The organism is Pseudomonas frederiksbergensis, from assembly GCF_003732665.1.
Lineage (GTDB): Bacteria > Pseudomonadota > Gammaproteobacteria > Pseudomonadales > Pseudomonadaceae > Aquipseudomonas > Aquipseudomonas frederiksbergensis_G.
On sequence record NZ_MOBP01000001.1, the window covers coordinates 43,466 to 59,313 of the forward strand.

The 15,848-nt window shown below is 61.6% G+C and carries 16 protein-coding genes; 10 read left to right on the forward strand and 6 right to left on the reverse strand.

The window, feature by feature from the left end; genetic code table 11:
• Positions 1-399 precede the first annotated feature (399 nt).
• The 3 genes from BK665_RS00205 to BK665_RS00215 form a co-directional block, all read right to left on the reverse strand.
• Positions 400-807 (reverse strand): response regulator, encoded by a 408-nt coding sequence (locus tag BK665_RS00205; protein WP_123402316.1) that lies wholly within the window; start codon positions 805-807, stop codon positions 400-402.
• Positions 808-876: 69 nt separating this feature from the next.
• The gene (locus BK665_RS00210) at positions 877-1,089 is read right to left on the reverse strand and encodes a Flp family type IVb pilin (protein ID WP_123402317.1); all 213 of its coding nucleotides are present in this window, start codon (positions 1,087-1,089) and stop codon (positions 877-879) included.
• A gap of 132 nt (positions 1,090-1,221) precedes the next feature.
• Positions 1,222-1,428 carry a Flp family type IVb pilin gene (locus tag BK665_RS00215; protein ID WP_123402318.1) on the reverse strand — a complete coding sequence of 69 codons (207 nt, stop codon included), beginning with the start codon at positions 1,426-1,428 and terminating at the stop codon, positions 1,222-1,224.
• A gap of 330 nt (positions 1,429-1,758) precedes the next feature.
• On the opposite strand from BK665_RS00215, the gene cpaB reads away from it, so the two are divergent.
• From cpaB to BK665_RS00255, 8 genes are read left to right on the forward strand one after another with little or no spacing between them, the layout of a single operon-like run.
• Positions 1,759-2,697, forward strand: a complete 939-nt coding sequence (cpaB, locus tag BK665_RS00220; protein WP_123402319.1) for a Flp pilus assembly protein CpaB — start codon at positions 1,759-1,761, stop codon at positions 2,695-2,697.
• A gap of 20 nt (positions 2,698-2,717) precedes the next feature.
• Positions 2,718-3,941: a type II and III secretion system protein family protein gene (locus tag BK665_RS00225; protein WP_123402320.1), complete on the forward strand. Its 1,224-nt coding sequence runs from the start codon at positions 2,718-2,720 to the stop codon at positions 3,939-3,941.
• A complete protein-coding gene (locus tag BK665_RS00230) occupies positions 3,938-5,128 on the forward strand; it encodes a CpaE/TadZ family protein (RefSeq protein ID WP_123402321.1) in 1,191 nt (396 codons plus the stop codon). The genes BK665_RS00225 and BK665_RS00230 overlap by 4 nt, the downstream gene beginning before the upstream one ends.
• Positions 5,125-6,390 carry a TadA family conjugal transfer-associated ATPase gene (locus BK665_RS00235; protein WP_123402322.1) on the forward strand — a complete coding sequence of 422 codons (1,266 nt, stop codon included), beginning with the start codon at positions 5,125-5,127 and terminating at the stop codon, positions 6,388-6,390. The genes BK665_RS00230 and BK665_RS00235 overlap by 4 nt, the downstream gene beginning before the upstream one ends.
• Positions 6,391-6,408: 18 nt before the next feature.
• Positions 6,409-7,293, forward strand: a complete 885-nt coding sequence (locus tag BK665_RS00240) for a type II secretion system F family protein (RefSeq protein WP_123402323.1) — start codon at positions 6,409-6,411, stop codon at positions 7,291-7,293.
• Between the two features lies 1 nt (position 7,294).
• The gene (locus BK665_RS00245) at positions 7,295-8,179 is read left to right on the forward strand and encodes a type II secretion system F family protein (RefSeq protein WP_123402324.1); all 885 of its coding nucleotides are present in this window, start codon (positions 7,295-7,297) and stop codon (positions 8,177-8,179) included.
• Positions 8,180-8,204: 25 nt separating this feature from the next.
• Entirely contained in the window at positions 8,205-8,927 is a 723-nt protein-coding gene (locus tag BK665_RS00250; RefSeq protein ID WP_123402325.1) for a tetratricopeptide repeat protein, read from the forward strand.
• A gap of 9 nt (positions 8,928-8,936) precedes the next feature.
• Positions 8,937-9,200 carry a DUF3613 domain-containing protein gene (locus BK665_RS00255; protein WP_123402326.1) on the forward strand — a complete coding sequence of 88 codons (264 nt, stop codon included), beginning with the start codon at positions 8,937-8,939 and terminating at the stop codon, positions 9,198-9,200.
• A gap of 154 nt (positions 9,201-9,354) precedes the next feature.
• On the opposite strand, the gene BK665_RS00265 is transcribed toward BK665_RS00255, so the two are convergent.
• Both BK665_RS00265 and BK665_RS00270 read right to left on the reverse strand, forming a co-directional pair.
• Positions 9,355-10,140 carry a response regulator transcription factor gene (locus tag BK665_RS00265; protein ID WP_123402754.1) on the reverse strand — a complete coding sequence of 262 codons (786 nt, stop codon included), beginning with the start codon at positions 10,138-10,140 and terminating at the stop codon, positions 9,355-9,357.
• A gap of 125 nt (positions 10,141-10,265) precedes the next feature.
• Positions 10,266-10,736, reverse strand: a complete 471-nt coding sequence (locus tag BK665_RS00270; protein ID WP_123402327.1) for a prepilin peptidase — start codon at positions 10,734-10,736, stop codon at positions 10,266-10,268.
• A 75-nt stretch (positions 10,737-10,811) separates the two neighbouring features.
• Here BK665_RS00270 and BK665_RS00275 point away from each other — a divergent pair, with 75 nt between their 5' ends.
• Both BK665_RS00275 and BK665_RS00280 read left to right on the forward strand, forming a co-directional pair.
• Positions 10,812-11,258: a TadE/TadG family type IV pilus assembly protein gene (locus BK665_RS00275; protein ID WP_123402328.1), complete on the forward strand. Its 447-nt coding sequence runs from the start codon at positions 10,812-10,814 to the stop codon at positions 11,256-11,258.
• On the forward strand, positions 11,255-14,017 hold the full coding sequence (locus BK665_RS00280; RefSeq protein ID WP_123402329.1) for a PAS domain-containing sensor histidine kinase: 2,763 nt from the start codon (positions 11,255-11,257) through the stop codon (positions 14,015-14,017). Before BK665_RS00275 ends, BK665_RS00280 begins: the two co-directional genes overlap by 4 nt.
• On the opposite strand, the gene BK665_RS00285 is transcribed toward BK665_RS00280, so the two are convergent.
• On the reverse strand, positions 14,002-15,834 hold the full coding sequence (locus BK665_RS00285; RefSeq protein WP_123402330.1) for a pilus assembly protein TadG-related protein: 1,833 nt from the start codon (positions 15,832-15,834) through the stop codon (positions 14,002-14,004). The two genes, BK665_RS00280 and BK665_RS00285, sit on opposite strands and share 16 nt — an antisense overlap.
• Between the last annotated feature and the right edge of the window lie 14 nt (positions 15,835-15,848).

Here is a 15,848-nt window from a genome sequence, read left to right on the forward strand (position 1 = left end):
ATGGGATGTTGAATGGGCCGGCCTCTTCGCGAGCAAGCCCGCTCCCACAGGGGGGCCGTGGCGGTCATAGGATTAAGGTTCACTGGAGATCAACTGTGGGAGCGGGCTTGCTCGCGAAAGCGGTGGGTCAGGCAATGGGATGTTGAATGGGCCGGCCACTTCGCGAGCAGGCTCGCTCCCACAGGGGGGCCGTGGCGCTCATAGGATTAAGGTTCATTGGAGATCAACTGTGGGAGCGGGCTTGCTCGCGAAAGCGGTGGGTCAGGCAATGGGATGTTGAATGGGCCGGCCTCTTCGCGAGCAAGCCCGCTCCCACAGGGGGGCTGTGGCGGTCATAGGATTAAGGTTCACTGGAGATCAACTGTGGGAGCGAGCTTGCTCGCGAAAGCGGTGGGTCTGTCACAGGGATTGTGAATGAGCCTGCGGAAACAGGTTGTTTAATGTCTCCAGCAACCGTATGTGGTAGATGGGCTTGCGAAACAGGTCGAGCACCTGCAGGCGCAGCATGTCGCTGACGTCCTCCATGTCCGCATGCCCGGACGTGACGATCACCGGCAAGTGCTGGCGCGAGGTGTGTTCACGCAAGCGCTTGATCAGCGACATGCCGCTCTCCTCCGGCATGCGCAGATCGGTGATCACCAGGGCGATATCGGGGTTGCGGGTCAGGTGATGCAGGGCGAGCTTGACCGAGGTGGCGGTAAAACAGGTGAAGCCCTCGCCTTCGAGCAGTTCCGCCAGCTCCAGCAGCGCGTCCTCTTCGTCGTCAACCAGAAGCAACTGTTGGCGTGGTGGCGAAGAGGGATTCATGGGCTGCACCTGAAAACTGAATGTAGAACCGAGTGTAGCGTGTCATTCATCCTGCGCAGCCCGCCGTGCTCAAGGCGTTTGCGCCGGCGCGGTCTGGGACGATCCGCCCAGGGCCATTATCAAGTTGTTGAAAATCGCAAAAACCTTGCCGCCGATGGGCGTGACAAACACCACGACCACCACCGCAACCATCGCCACCACAATCGCGTATTCGATGGCCGAAGCCGCTTCGGTATTACTCAGGAACAGACGCGCCCGCGCCATCAAGTATTCAAAGAGCATGGAAGTTCTCCTTCGTGCCAACGGCAGCCAGACAACAACAATCCAAACACCACGCCAGCACCCGAACGTGTCATCCCGTGGCAAAAACGGGTGACGAATGTACGGGCATCACTGATGGGCGAATCAGCTCGATCAAGGCGTTGGTTTGGTCGGCGCCGTGCCGCCCAGCGAAGTCAGAACAGCGCTGAAAATGTTGTAGACCTTGGTACTGACCGGCGACACAAACACCACGACCACCACCGCCACCATGGCTACCACAATCGCGTACTCGATCGCCGATGCGCCTTCAGTACTTTTGAAGAACAAGCGGGCTCTGAGCAACAGATATTCGAGAATCATACGTCTACTCCTTCGCGCCTCTGGCGCCGACGAAACGGTACTGCGACAGGCTTTCACCGTGCCACCAAAGCATTGTCAACAAACCCCCGCGCAACAACTGTAAGAACGGATTAATCACAAAGGATTAGTCAGAATCCGCCCGCAAAAAAGACTCGTTATTTGTTCATTTCTCATACTTTTGTATAGATATTTTCGGTGCGTAATGGCGTTTTGAATTAGATCGACTAGCGTGGAAATAGCGAAATAGTTGCATGTTCATAGCTGCCTGATTGCGAAGACGCCTTGTCAGGAATGGCGAGTTGTCAGTGCAGCGGGAAAGGGAGAGCCGTCATGAACAGTCGCATCACCATGGGCCTTGCCGGCTTGCTTTTACTCGGGGCGATTTTTGTCGGCTATTGGGGGTTGGTGCTCAGTCGTCAGCCGCTGCCTGTTGCGGCTCCAGTTGCCCCGCCGACCGCTGCCGTGACGGTGGAAAAAACCGTCGCCGCCGCCGAAGACCAGACCCGCCAGCCAGTGGTCGTGCTGACCCACGACGTGCCGCCGTTCACCCCGCTGACCGCCGCCGACCTGACCGTGGAAAAACTGCGCAGCGCCCCCGCCGGCAGCCTGAGTAATCTCGACCAGGCGATCGGCCGCACGCCTTGGCGCCACCTGAGCGCCGGCACCTGGCTCAGCGATGACAGCTTCCAGGCCGGCGGCACCCTGGCGCGGATGATCCGCAGTGATGAGCGCGCGCTCGCCGTGGCCGTGGATGAAGTGATCGGGGCTGCCGGGCAATTGGCGCCCGGCGACTATGTAGACGTGCTGCTGTTCCTGCGCCAGGACACCAGCAACTTGCAGCAATCCGCGCAGATCGTCGTGCCGGCCATGCGCGTGCTCGGCGTGGGTGAGCAATACGGTCTGACCAACGACGGTCAACCCGCCAGCCCGGCCCTCAGCGCCGACGACAAACTCAAACAGGAGCAACGCCGCATCGCCGCCCGCACGGTGGTGCTGGCCGTGCCCGAACAACTCTTGAGCCGGTTGATGCTGGCGACCCAGGTCGGCACTTTGCGCCTGGCGGTGCGCAGCAGCGAAGAGCAGCGCCTGGCCAAGTACTGGGCCGGCGAAAACCAGGCGCCGGGCAAGCTCGACAGCGCCAACAGCCAGCTCTTCCAGTTCACCCAACTGGCCCTCGGCGGCGCACCGAAAGGTCCCGCCAGCGGCGCAGCCCCACGACGTGCCATCGAAGTGATTCGCGGCAATCAGCTCACCCAACAAACCCCATGACTGATCAAGGATGCCGCTGCATGCAGAGTCGTTCCATGCCGACCTTCAAACCCGTGCTCTGGGCCTTGATGCTGATAGCTCTGCCCATGGAAGCCGCGTTTGCGGTGACTGGCAATTGCGCCGCGCTGGGGCGTTTGCCACCGGTGATCGAGATCGGTGAAGGCTTGCAACAGGACCTGCAATCCCCCGTTGCAATCACTCGCCTGGCCATCGGCGATCCGAAAATTGCCGACGTACACCCCAACGGCAGCAGCGCGTTTTTGTTGACCGGCATGGCGCCCGGCGCCACCAGCCTGATGATCTGGACCGCCTGCGCCAGCGAACCTCGGCAGAGCATGGTGTTCGTCCAGGGCCGCGCCACGGCGGCCCTGACCAGCGCCAGCACGCTGCCGTCGGATGACACGGCACTGCCGTCACAGGTGCAAACCGACATCCGCTTCGTCGAAGTCAGCCGCACCAAACTCAAGGAAGCCACCGCCTCATTGATCGGCACTCGCGGCAACTTTTTGTTCGGAGCACCGGGCACGTTGCCGGCCATCGACGGTGTGGTGACGCCCAAGTTGCCGGTGGACAACAGCCTGTTCAACTTCTCCTGGATCGGCGGCAAAACCATGATGATCATCAACGCGCTGGAGGGCAGCGGCTTTGCCTACACCCTGGCGCGGCCGAGCCTGGTGGCGCTCAGCGGGCAGAGCGCAAGTTTCCTCGCCGGCGGTGAAATCCCGATCCCGGTGCCCAGTGCCGGCAGCGATAACGTGTCCATCGAGTACAAGGAGTTCGGCATCCGCCTGACCCTGACGCCAACCATCATCAGCCACAATCGCATCGCACTGAAGGTCGCGCCGGAAGTCAGCGAACTGGACTTCAGCAACGCCGTGAACATCGCCGGCACCACCGTGCCGGCCCTGACCATCCGCCGCACCGATACCAGTATTTCCCTGGCCGACGGTGAGAGTTTCGTCATCAGCGGCCTGATCAGCACCACCAACAGTTCCCAGGTGAACAAGTTTCCGGGGCTGGGCGACATCCCGGTCCTCGGTGCTTTTTTCCGTAGTTCGCAGATCAAGCGCGAAGAGCGCGAGCTGCTGATGATCGTCACCCCGCACCTGGTTCAGCCCTTGGCCGCCGAGGCGCAGTTGCCGTCGTTGCCGGGGGAAAAACTGCGCAACTACGACCCGAATTTCTATCGCATGTTCTTCCTCGAAAACGGTAACTTCGACAAACGCAGCGGACTGTCGCAATGAGTCAGAGCCTGAGCCAGACCTTCCTCGCCATCACCCGCAACAGCACCGATCTTGAGTGGCTGCAAGGCGCCCTGGCGCCCCTCGGCCAAGTGGTCAGCGCCGGCGGGGGCAGCCTCGACGAATTGCTGGCACTGGTGGACGTGACCTTCGCCAGCCTGGTGTTCGTCGGCCTCGACCGTGAACACGTGGTGGCCCAGAGCGCGTTGATCGAAGGGGCGCTGGAAGCCAAGCCGATGCTCGCCATCGTCGCCCTCGGCGATGGCATGGACAATCAACTGGTGCTCAATGCCATGCGCGCCGGGGCGCGGGATTTCGTCGCCTATGGCTCGCGCTCCAGCGAGGTCGCCGGGCTGGTGCGGCGCCTGAGCAAACGCCTGCCGCCCGTGACCACCAACACGCAACTGGGCGGCCTCACGGTGTTGTACGGCACCCAGAGCAATGGCGACGGCGCACTGCTGGCCAATCACCTGGCGCTGGTGGTGCAAAAGAGCGGGCAACAAACTTTGCTGATCGACCTCGGCCTGCCCCGGGGCGACAGCCTGGCCTTGCTGGGGCTGGAGAGTTCGTTCCACTTCGGCGATGCCCTGCGCCACTTGCGCCGTCTCGATGCGACGCTGATCGACAGCGCCTTCACCAGCGCCGAAGCGGGGCTGCGCATTCTCGCCTACGCCAGCAACGACGAGCCCCTGGAAAGCACCAGCGCCGCCGAGCTGTACATGCTGCTCAGCGCCTTGCGCCAACACTTCCAGCACATCGTGGTGAACCTCACCGGCCAGCCGGACAGTGAAGCCCTGCGCACCTTTGTCAGCCATTGCGACAAGTTGCTGTGGTACAGCGACCAGAATGTCCTCGACTGCCGGCGCAACCTCGCGGTGCTCAACCTGTGGCGGGAAAAAGGCATGAAGCTTGACCACGGGCGCTTGCTGATCGACCGCTACCTGGGCCACATCGCACCGGACTCGGAAACCCTCGGCAAGACCTTCAACCTGGAAGTGATCGCGGTGCTGGCCTACAGCCCGGAAGTGCGCCTTAACGCCAAGAACCAGGGCGTGACCCTGTTCGAACTGGCGCCTCGGGAAAAACTCACGCAAAGCCTGCGCACCCTCGGCGAACGTCTGGCCAAGCGCTCCGAAGGCCTGGCCAAGCCCAAGACCGGTTGGCTTGATCGTTTGAGGGGCACCTCATGAGCGAAAAACTCTTCGGCGCACCTTCCCGTAGCGCCGCCGGCAACACCGACCATGAAGGCCTGAAACTGGTGCTGCACCGCTACATCATCGATGCCATCGAAGAGTCGGGAAAAAACCTGCTGGAAGGTTCGCGGCCACTGCTGGCGCAGTTCGTTACGGATAAGGTCGCCGAATACATCGCCCGCCTGCACCTGGCGATTTCCCGCTATGAAATGGAGCGACTGGCCGAGGAAATCGTCGACGAACTCACCGGTTTCGGGCCGCTGGAAGTGTTGCTGCGAGACACCGCGGTCACGGAAATCCTGGTCAACGGCCCGCATCGGGTGTTCATCGAACGGGACGGGGTGCTGCACCTGAGCGACCTGCGGTTTATCGATGCGCACCATGTGGAGCGGGTCATGCAGCGCATCCTCGCGCCCCTCGGTCGGCGGCTCGATGAGTCGTCGCCGATGGTCGATGCGCGCCTGCCCGATGGCAGCCGGGTCAACGCGATCATCCCGCCGATTGCCCTGGATGGGCCGTGCCTGTCGATTCGAAAGTTTCGCAAGGACATGCTCAAAAGCAGCGATTTGATGGCGATGCAAACCATCGACCAGGCGATTTTCGAGTTCCTGCAAAACGCCGTCGGCAAACGCTGCAACATCCTGATCAGCGGCGGCACCGGCACGGGTAAAACCACGTTGCTGAATATTCTCAGCCAGTTGATCAACCCCCACGAACGGCTGGTGACCATCGAAGATGTGGCCGAATTGCAACTCGGTCACCCCCATGTCGTGCGCCTGGAAACCCGGCCGCCGAATGCCGAGGGCCACGGTGAAGTGAAGGCCAGCGACCTGATTCGCAACGCCCTGCGGATGCGCCCGGACCGGATCATCCTCGGTGAGATTCGCGGCGTCGAAGTGCTCGACGTACTCACCGCGATGAACACCGGCCACGACGGCTCCATGAGTACGGTGCACGCCAACAACGCCCAGGATGCGTTGCTGCGCCTGGAAACCCTGGTCGGCCTCACCGGCCGCGCGGTGGCCGAGCGCACCTTGCGGCAAATGATCTGCGCGGCCCTGGACGTGATCATCCAACTGACGCGCATGCCCGATGGCCGGCGCTGTGTCAGCGAAGTGGTGGAAGTGGTGGGTGTGCGCGAGGACGTGTACGTCACCAACACCCTGTTCCGCCTCGACCGCCGTACCGGTTTCGGCTTCTTGCGCGAAGCGGTCAACCCGGCGGGTGACAAGCTGCGTCACGAGTCGAGCCTGGGCTGATTCCATGGAGCATCCAGCATGATTGTCCCGCTCATTCTCAGTCTGATTTGCGTGGTGCTACTCGGGCTCTCGGGGTGGCTGTTTTTGCACGGCATCCGCAAGACCGGCAACGAACGGGTGCTCGGTCGACTGGCCCAGGGGCAGCCGCAATTGACGGCGCAGAAAACCACGTGGGTGGGTCTTGAGCGGATGTTTTTGCGTGCGGGCCTGGGTCGTCCAACCGAGCGTCTGGGCCTATGGTTGGCCCTGTGGGCGGTGGCGCTGTTGCTGGGTTATCTGCTCGCCGACTGGATAGGTTTGCTCACGGTTGTGCTCGCGCCGCCACTGCTGCTGCGGCTGTACATTTCATGGCTGTTTCGCCGCCGGATCAAACGCATGGTCGAGCAGTTGCCGCAGTTGCTGGACTACACCGTGCGCAGTCTCAAATCCGGACGCACCCTGGCCGACGCGGTCATGGGCGGGATCGAATCCAGCGAAGATCCGCTGAAACGGGCCATGGGCCGGGTGCAGCGCAACGTGCAGCTTGGGGTGAATCTGCCGGACGCCGTGAGCGATTTCGCCGAGCTCTATGAACAGGACGAACTGCGCATGTTTGCCCTGGGCCTGAAGGTCAATCATCGCTATGGCGGCAACGCCAGCGAGTTGCTGGAGAACCTGATCAAACTGATTCGCGAACGGGACCAGGGTGCCCGCCAATTGCGCGCCTTGACCGGGGAAACGCGGATGACGGCTTGGGTGCTGGGGTCGCTGCCGATGATTCTGGTGAGTTACTTCATGCTGACCAACCCCGGCTACATGCTCGGCATGTGGCATGACTCGGGCGGCCAGGTCATGTTGATTGTCGCCGTGGTGCTGCAGGTGTTCGGCTGCCTGGCACTGTGGCGCATGTTGCGGAGTGTTTGACATGGTTTTGCTGGCCAGTCTGATGCTGTTTCTCGGGGCCTTGCTGCTGGTGGTCAATCACCTGCTGCAAGCACGACGCCGGGTGCGCCTGGTGACCCAGCGCTTGCAGGGGCAACTGGTGCGCGAGAACCGTTTCGGCAATTGGCTGCGGGCGCTCGGCAACAGCCGTTTCGGCCAGCGCTCGGTCAGTATCGACAGCGAAACCCAGAACCTGCTCGGCCGCCTGGGCTGGCGCCGCGCCAATGAGCGGGCGGTGTACGCCGCGTGCCAGATCGGCACACCGTTGTTGCTATTGGGGCTGGGGTTGTTCCTGCGGGAAGTGTTTTTCCCGCAAGCGGCCAACGGCTGGATCGTGCCGCTGCTGGCCACCGGCATGGGTTACTTGCTGCCCAAACGCCTGTTGGCCTACGCCGCGGCACGTCGGCAGCAAACCATCGCCGTGGAAATCTCGACCTTCATCCCCCTGCTGCGCATCCTCTTCGAATCGGGCATGGCGGTCGAACAGGCGTTGCGGGTGCTCAGCACCGAAGGGCAGAAACTCTTGCCCGAGCTGACCAGCGAATTACGCCTGATCCTGACCCGCGTCGACTCCGGCCTGGAACTCAGCCAGGAATTGCACAAGGCCGCGGTGATGCTGGCGGTGGACGAATTCAGCGACACCTGCGTGATCTTGCAGCAGTTGATTCACCAGGGCGGCGGCGCGATGAAATCCCTGCTGGCGCTCAAGCAACTGCTCGACGATCGGCGCCTGACGCGGCTGCAGGAATACATCTCGAAAATGTCGGCCAAGATGTCCGTGGTGATGATGCTGTTTCTGTTTCCGGCCCTGTTGATCGTCCTGGCCGGCCCCGGGTTCACCGCGATTACCCGGGCGTTTGCCAGCTGAGTAACGCACCTTTTGAGGGAACATGATGAAAGCATTGATTGCTGTGGTGAGCCTGCTGATGCTCGCCGGTTGCGCCACCGACGGCCAGGCGCCGTGGTCGGCGATGCTGTCGCCGGCCAGTTGCAGCAAGCTGAGTTCTGATCAGGAACTGGCGTTGAACCTGGCCGATGACTTGGCCAACGACGGCAAGCTGCACGCCAGCCTGGCCAACTTGCAGAGCCTGCCCGACAACCTCAGCGAAGTGCGGTTGCGCAAGGCCAAGGTCTATCGCTTGCTGGGGCGCAGCGAGGCGGAACCCCTGTATCGCAGCCTGCTGGGATCATGCCTGTCGGCGGATGCCGAACAAGGGTTGGGCCAGTTATTCGCGGCTCGCGGAGATTACGGACAGGCCCAGGCCCATCTGCAACGCGCCGCTCGCCTGGCGCCCACCGACGAAAAAATTCGCAATGACCTGGGCGTGGTGTACCTCAATCAATTGCGGCTCGACGATGCGCGTTTTGAATTCCTCACCGCCATCGAACTCAAGCAACACGACAACCTTGCGGCGGCGAATCTGGTGACGCTGCTGTTGTATCAGGACAACTGGCAGCAAGCGGCGGAAGTGGTCAGCCGCGCACACCTGACCCCGGAACAGTTCACCGACGCCCAGGCCCGGGCGGAAAAACTCAAGCAGCCGGTCAAAGGCAAAACGGCGGCGGGTGATCAAGTGGCGACGGTGACGGATACCCAACCGACGTCCGTTAAATAGGAGCTGGCGATGATCAAATTATTCGGCTTGAGCCTGTTGATACTCCCCCTGATCGCCATGGCCATCGACGCCGGCCCGTCCTCGCCCCAACAGGCGGAAACCGAAGGTTGGCTGGTGCTGCAAAGCCGCAACAAAGCCGCCTCCAAAACTCCACAAACCGCGAGCGCGGCGGAACGGGAAGAGGCGATGCAGCGGTGGTTGAGGAAGTATCGGTATGAGATTCCGGATCTGTATGACCCGGATGCGGGGGGGAAGATTGAAATCAGCAAGTAGGGTGTCGCTCACAAATACGGTGCTCGCCGAAAATCCACCGTGGGAGCGGGCTTGCTCGCGAAGGCGGTGTGTCATTCAACTTATAGGTCAACTGGCACGACGCCTTCGCGAGCAAGCCCACTCCCACATTTAGATCGAGGTGCATTCAGTCAAATCAGTGGGCGGTGACTCTCTGCCACATCCCCGAATTACTCGGCGACAACGCCAGTGCCAGTTGCGTGCGGTTATGCATATGGGTCAGGCGCAACACCTGGGACACGTACAGCTTCACGGTGTTTTCGGTAATCCCCAACTCACAGGCAATCTGATAATTGGTCTGCCCTTTGCCCACCAGCCGCGCCACGTCCAGTTGCCGGGGCGAGAGCTGATTGAAGATCGGTGGGATTTCGTCCTGGTTGGCGTCGCTGACCACAAAATCTCCAGGCCCGGTAGACGAACGCGGACTGCGACGCACCTTGTCCAGGTCTTGATAAAGGTCATCGATGGATTCGGACAGGTACTGCAACTTCTGATTCAAATGCCCCAGTTGCACGTCCTTCTGCCGCTCCTGCAACGCCACTTCCTGGCGCTGCAAGCCTTCCAGCAATTCATCCAGGTCGATCGGCTTCTGGTAGTAATCGGCGATGCCGGCACGCAAGGCCTTGATCACATCCTGCTTGTCGGCGCGGCCGGTGAGCATGATCGCTTCGAACGCCCGATGCCGGCCGCACAACCGCTGCATTTCTTGTACAAGCTGGATGCCGTCCATGTCCGGCATGTGCAAATCACACAGCACCAGACCGATGTCCGGATCCTGGGTGAAGCGTTCCAGGGCTTGGGTGCTGGACTCACAAGGAACGCAGCGATAACCGCTGCTTTCAAGGAATTCACAGAGTTCTTCGACAATCAGGGGCTGGTCATCGACCACAAGGACTTTTACCGCAGACGTAAGCTTGTTCACGTGCCACTCCATGTCAGGTCAAAGCTGACCGTTCCTGTACTAGTAGCCACAAGTTGTATAACTACTCTAATTGGAAAGTAGACGTACTTTCCGACTATGTACATAGAACTAGCGGCCCGCCGCGACTAATGGATCCAAACGAGCGTACACACCAAGCCTACCAGCACGAACGGAGCATATGGCGGCTTATTTGACGATTCTGGGCTAAAATATCGAACATTACCCCTAAGCCATTGATTCATATGGAGCCAGACTTTTGGCGCTAACAGCAACCACGCGGCACTCGCCAGGCCAGCACCGATAAATGCCCCGAGCAGGTGCATACCGTCTGTCGCCAGGCCCAAAGCTGTCATTAATTTCACATCGCCGGCACCCATTCGCTTCATCGCGTAGCCCGGCAACGTGAAAGCCAGCGCCAGCAAAAACGCCCAACCGCCCTGCTCCGCTTCAGCGCCGAGCCAGGTGTTGCCGGTCAACAACAGATAAGCCAGCGCCAACCCGGCGGCACCCAATGTCAGGGCATTGGCAATGTGTCGCTGCCGCGCATCCTGCACGGCGCACAGGGTCAGCCAGATAATCAAGACAAGGCTCTGCATCCGGTAAAAACCGTCCGTTTTGGCTGAATGATTCTATGCTGATATTACGCAGTGATTGTCAGGGTAGACGCACTCATGAAAGCAGGCCTCCCCAGCAAGCAAAAAGGCGCCGTGGCGATTGAGTTCGCCCTGGTGTTCGTGATCTTTTTCGCGGTGTTTTACGGTTTGGTGAGCTACAGCCTGCCATTCGTTTTGATGCAGTCGTTCAACCAGGCCACGGCCGAAGCGGTGCGTCGCAGTGTGGCGGTCGATCCCAACACGCCTGGCTATGCGACCGTGGTGCAGAACACCGCGAACGCCACGTTGCAACAGCAATTGTCGTGGGTGCCCACCGCGCTGAACCTGGTGATCGGCGTCGACACCAGTGCGGTCTACGACACCAGCAAAGGCACCCTGACCGTCAGCGTCAATTACCCCACCAGCAAGCTGAATCAGGTCATTCCGTTTCTGGTGTTGCCAGGGCTGGGGACGGTGCCGAACCTGCCGACCAACCTGAGCGCCACCTCGAGTCTGCAATTTTGACCTCCGGGGATAAGCTGTTCGCCCGCTTGCTCAAGCGCCCCACCCTTGCCGCCATCGAGGCGCCCGAGCCGTTGCCGGTGCAAGCCCTGGGCCTGCATGTGCAGTTGGACGACAACGGCCATGTGCTGCAAATGGCCGGCCCGCTCCGACATTCCCTGGCCCAACAACCGCCCCACGACCAGCCGTTGCCGCTGCACCGCTACGTGCTGGCCCACAGCAGCCTGGTGATCGAAGGCCAGCCCGGCGACTGGCAGGGACAGAGCCTGGACCTGGATTTCCTCGGCCTGGCCGACCAGACCCTGCACCTGCGCGGCTGGGTGCAACCCTCGGCCGGCGGCTGGCTGTTGCAGTTGATGGACATCGGCGACCTGTTGCTCGAACGCCATCAGGCCCACAGTCGGGAAGAATGCCAGGTGGTGGCCGGGCAGATCAGCGAGCATCTGCGCGCGTGCAGCCTGGCGCGGTTGTCGGTGATCGTCAGCGAACAACTGCAAACCATCGCCCAGCGCTGGCACATCCCCTGTGTCGCCTTGGCCTTGCTCGATGAACAGGAGGATGGCTGGCAAATCCATTGCCAGTTCAGCGCCCATGACGCGCCATCGCTGTGGCACAACGCGCAGCGCCTGGGCACCGTGCTCGACAGTTTGAACGGCTCCGCGCCCCAGCGTCTGGGCATCAGTCATGGCCTCGACGAACACCTGCGCGTACAAGCCTTGTTCGGCAATGCCGAGGGATTTGCCGTGCCCTACAGCGATGACCACGGTGTCGCGGCGTGGCTGCTCTGCGGTTTTTACCCGGTGCAGGAGCACGCGCCAGACTTGGGTGATCGCGACTGGTTGCTGCTGGTCAGCGCACTGGCCGGGCCCCTGCTCGGTCGATTGCGCGAGCAACACCATCACCTGCAACTGGAGCGAATGGAGTCGCTGCAAGCCTTGCTCGGTACGGGCTGGTGGGAGGTGTTCGGCGCCAATGAAATCCTCTTGGCACCGACCCTCGCTGCCACGTTGCACCTGGAAACGTCCAGGCTGACGCTCCAGGACTGGCTGATGCAGATCCATCCCGCCGACCGCGAAGAGCTGCGCAGTCGGCTGCACGCGCTGCAACATCACGACGAACCGCTGACCCTGTGCGTGCGCCTGCACCGTTGCGACAGCGAGCAGCATCCGCTGTGGTATCGCCTGCAAGGCCAGGCCATCGGCACCGGCGACGGTCGGCGACTGGTGGGCTTCATGCTCGACATCAGCGACATCAAGAACCAGCAACAACACACCGCCGCCGCCCATGCGCGACTGGACAACCTGATCGCCAGTTCGCCGGCGGTGATCTACGTCCAGCGCTACGTCGAAGGCGCGCTGCACCCGACGTTTTTCAGCGCCAGCCTGCAACCGTTGCTCGGCTGGAACCTGGAAAACTGCGATGCCGCCGCGCTGATCGAACGGGTGCATCCCGAGGATCGCGACCGCTACTTCGAACGCACCCGCCACCTGCTGCGCGAAGGCTCGGTGCGTGCGCGTTATCGACTGCGTGACTGTCGCGGCAATTACCATTGGCTGCTCGACGAAGCCAAACTGCTGCGCGATGACCTCGGGTTGCCGGTGGAGGCCGTGGGCCTGTGGCTGGACGTCACCGAAGCGACCCTGGCCGCTGAGCAGGTGAAACAGAGCGAAGAGCGCTATCGGATTCTGGTGGAAGACTCCCCGGCGATGATCTGTCGCTATCGCCCGGACCTGACGTTGAGTTTCGGCAACCGGCCGCTGGCGATGTACCTGGAATGTGAGCCCGATCAACTGCCGGGTGTGAACCTGGGCAGTTGGATGTCGGAGGAACAGCGCGAGGCGTTTGTCCAGCGCCTGAGCCTGCTGACCCCGGAGGTCCCGGTCAGCACCGCCGAAATCAGCCTGCAACTGCCGGGGCGTGAGCATGCGTGGTGGGTCTGGTCGGATCGCGGGGTGTTCGACGAACAGGGGCGCTTGCTGGAAGTCCAGGCCGTGGGCCGCGACAACACCGAAGTGCGGCGCTCCCAGCAACAACTGACCCAAAGCGCCAAAATGGCCACCCTCGGCGAAATGGCCACCGGGCTGGCCCACGAAATCAACCAGCCGCTGAACGTGATGCGCATGGCCATCGTCAACGTGCTCAAGCGCCTGGGCAATGGCGATGTGCAAATCGACTACCTGACCGACAAGCTCAACCGCATCGACGCCCAGGTCCAGCGTGCGGCACGGGTCGTCGATCATATGCGCGTGTTCGGCCGCCGCTCGGAGATCGAGCAACACCCGTTCAACCCGGTCGAGGCCATTGAAGGCACGCTGTCGCTGCTGGCCGAAGGCATGCGCGGCAAAGGCGTCGACCTGCGGGTCAGCGAGACCGGGTTTACCGTGCAGGTGCGCGGGTATGTGGATCAACTGGAGCAGGTGCTGATCAACCTGATGGTGAATGCCCGGGATGCGTTACTGAGCAAGCGCGAAGGGGATCGTGAGTTCAAGCCGTGGATTTCGGTGTACGCCGAACGGGATGCGCAGTGGGTGCGGCTGTGGGTCGAGGACAACGGTGGCGGGATTGACCCACGGTTGTTGGAACGGATTTTCGAGCCGTTCTTCACCACCAAACCGGTGGGGGTCGGCACTGGATTGGGGTTGTCGGTGAGTTACGGCATCGTCGAGAACATGGGTGGGCGGCTGAGTGTGAGCAACTCGGTGGAGGGGGCGCGGTTTTGCATTGAGCTGCCGCTGGTGCCGGACGATCAGATCACTAAGTAGGCTTTGCCGGGTTGGCCGCAGCTCAGGTTGGCGCCCACCTGGATTTTCCCGACCTCGATGCCCAGGGTTTTCAGCACCGTATTGAGCAGGTTATCCAGCAGCGGGCTCAGGATCGAATTCAGGGTGGTGGTCAACAGCGTCAGCACGCCACTGACCAGCGTATTCAACGTACCGAAGACCACCGCCAGTAAGGGGCTGGGGCTGAACGTTGGCGTATGGACGATTAGTTGCACGCCATTGACGGCTTGCGACATGCCGGCAATCGCGTTGGAGGCGGTCAGGGTATAAGGAGGGTTCGAGGGGTCCAACCCGACTTTCGGCGGATTGATAAACGTGGTGCTGGCACTGGTTTGTAATGCTGGACTGTCGATTTTCAACTCGGCGCCACCCCCGGAAAAGGGCACGCCGGCGTACCGGATGTCGAGCAGGGTCAGGGGCGTGACGCTCATGGGGGCCGTTGACGAAGCCCAGTCCGAATTGACCCGCCCGACCCGCAACTCAGCCACGGTGGTGGTGGTCGTGGCGGTCAGGCTTTTGTTGGTATCGCTGAGGCAGGTGTAATCGGTGACGTAACTGCTGCCGCCCCCGGCTTCAAGGCTGATGTCCAGGTTGGGGTTGGGCAATACGTAGAGATTGAGCCCCAATAGCCCGGTGACAACGGACAAGGTGTTGGTGACGACGCCGATCAGGTTGGTGACCAAGGACAAATCCAGCGTGACCAACACACGAACCTGGGCGGTACGCACATAGATTTGATTGGCGCCCAGTGGCGCAACTTTGGCCAGCGCGGGGTTACCCACCACGGAAAACTGTGCAGGCTCGATCACTTTGATCTTTGCGGTAGCGCCGAGGCCAAGCCCGAGCACATTCACTGGAATGGTGCCCGCCACGGCACTCTTGCTGTTGCCAAGTTCGAGGAAGGCCTGGACCAGTTGCAGCGCGTTCAAACTGGCATTCAGACCAGCAGAGGTGGTGCCAGTCTGCAGATTCAATATGTCGCCCAAGTGCACTTTGGTCGGGCTGACGACTGCACTTATCAGCCCATTGAACCCGGCTAGCACATCCGCTGTGGCGCCGTTTAGACGTGCGACTGTCGCGGCAGCCTGGAGCAACTGCCCGACGGTTGCATCGGCACCCAGCAGTTGGGTGTAGTCACCTGCGGTGACATGCAGGTCAACGGCTAGCTGGTCCATAAAATTGAGCAGGTTAATGTTGGCCGCGAGCAAACCGTTCCAACTGGCGGCGGACAAGTTGATTGTGCCTAGTCCCAGGGAAGAGGTGCTTCCATTCAACAAGTTGACGTCGAGCAAGGTGCTGCGAATGGTCAATTGGGCCAACGGTGGTATCGGCAGCGCCGCCACCGCCGAGGCATTGAGCTGGGTCGTGAGACTGACCGACGATCCACTGACCAACGCCTGCACACCACTGGCAAAACTGGTGGTGACGCTGCGGCTGGCGACGACTTTGATCGCCGCTGCCTGGGTGGCATCCACGGTGAAGGTGCGCAGGCCGGTGGCGGCAGTCAGCAGCGTGCCGCAGGTAGTGGCGAGGGTGTTGCTGGCGTCGACGGTGAAGCCATTGCGCGTGGCGCTTTGGCCGGCGTAACTGGCGGCGGTCAGCCCCGGCAGACAGGTGCCGCCACGGCTGACGGCCTCCAGCGCGGCGGTGTCCACCACCCGCTGCAATTTGCGCTGTTCCATGTAGAGCCGACCGGTGTCGACCACCAGCAGCATCAACAGCAACGCCAGCCCGAGGGTCACCGCCGCCATCAAACCGATCGCCCCCCGTTGCCGGGCCGGGCCGCGAAACCGCGACATCGCGCACTCCTTCG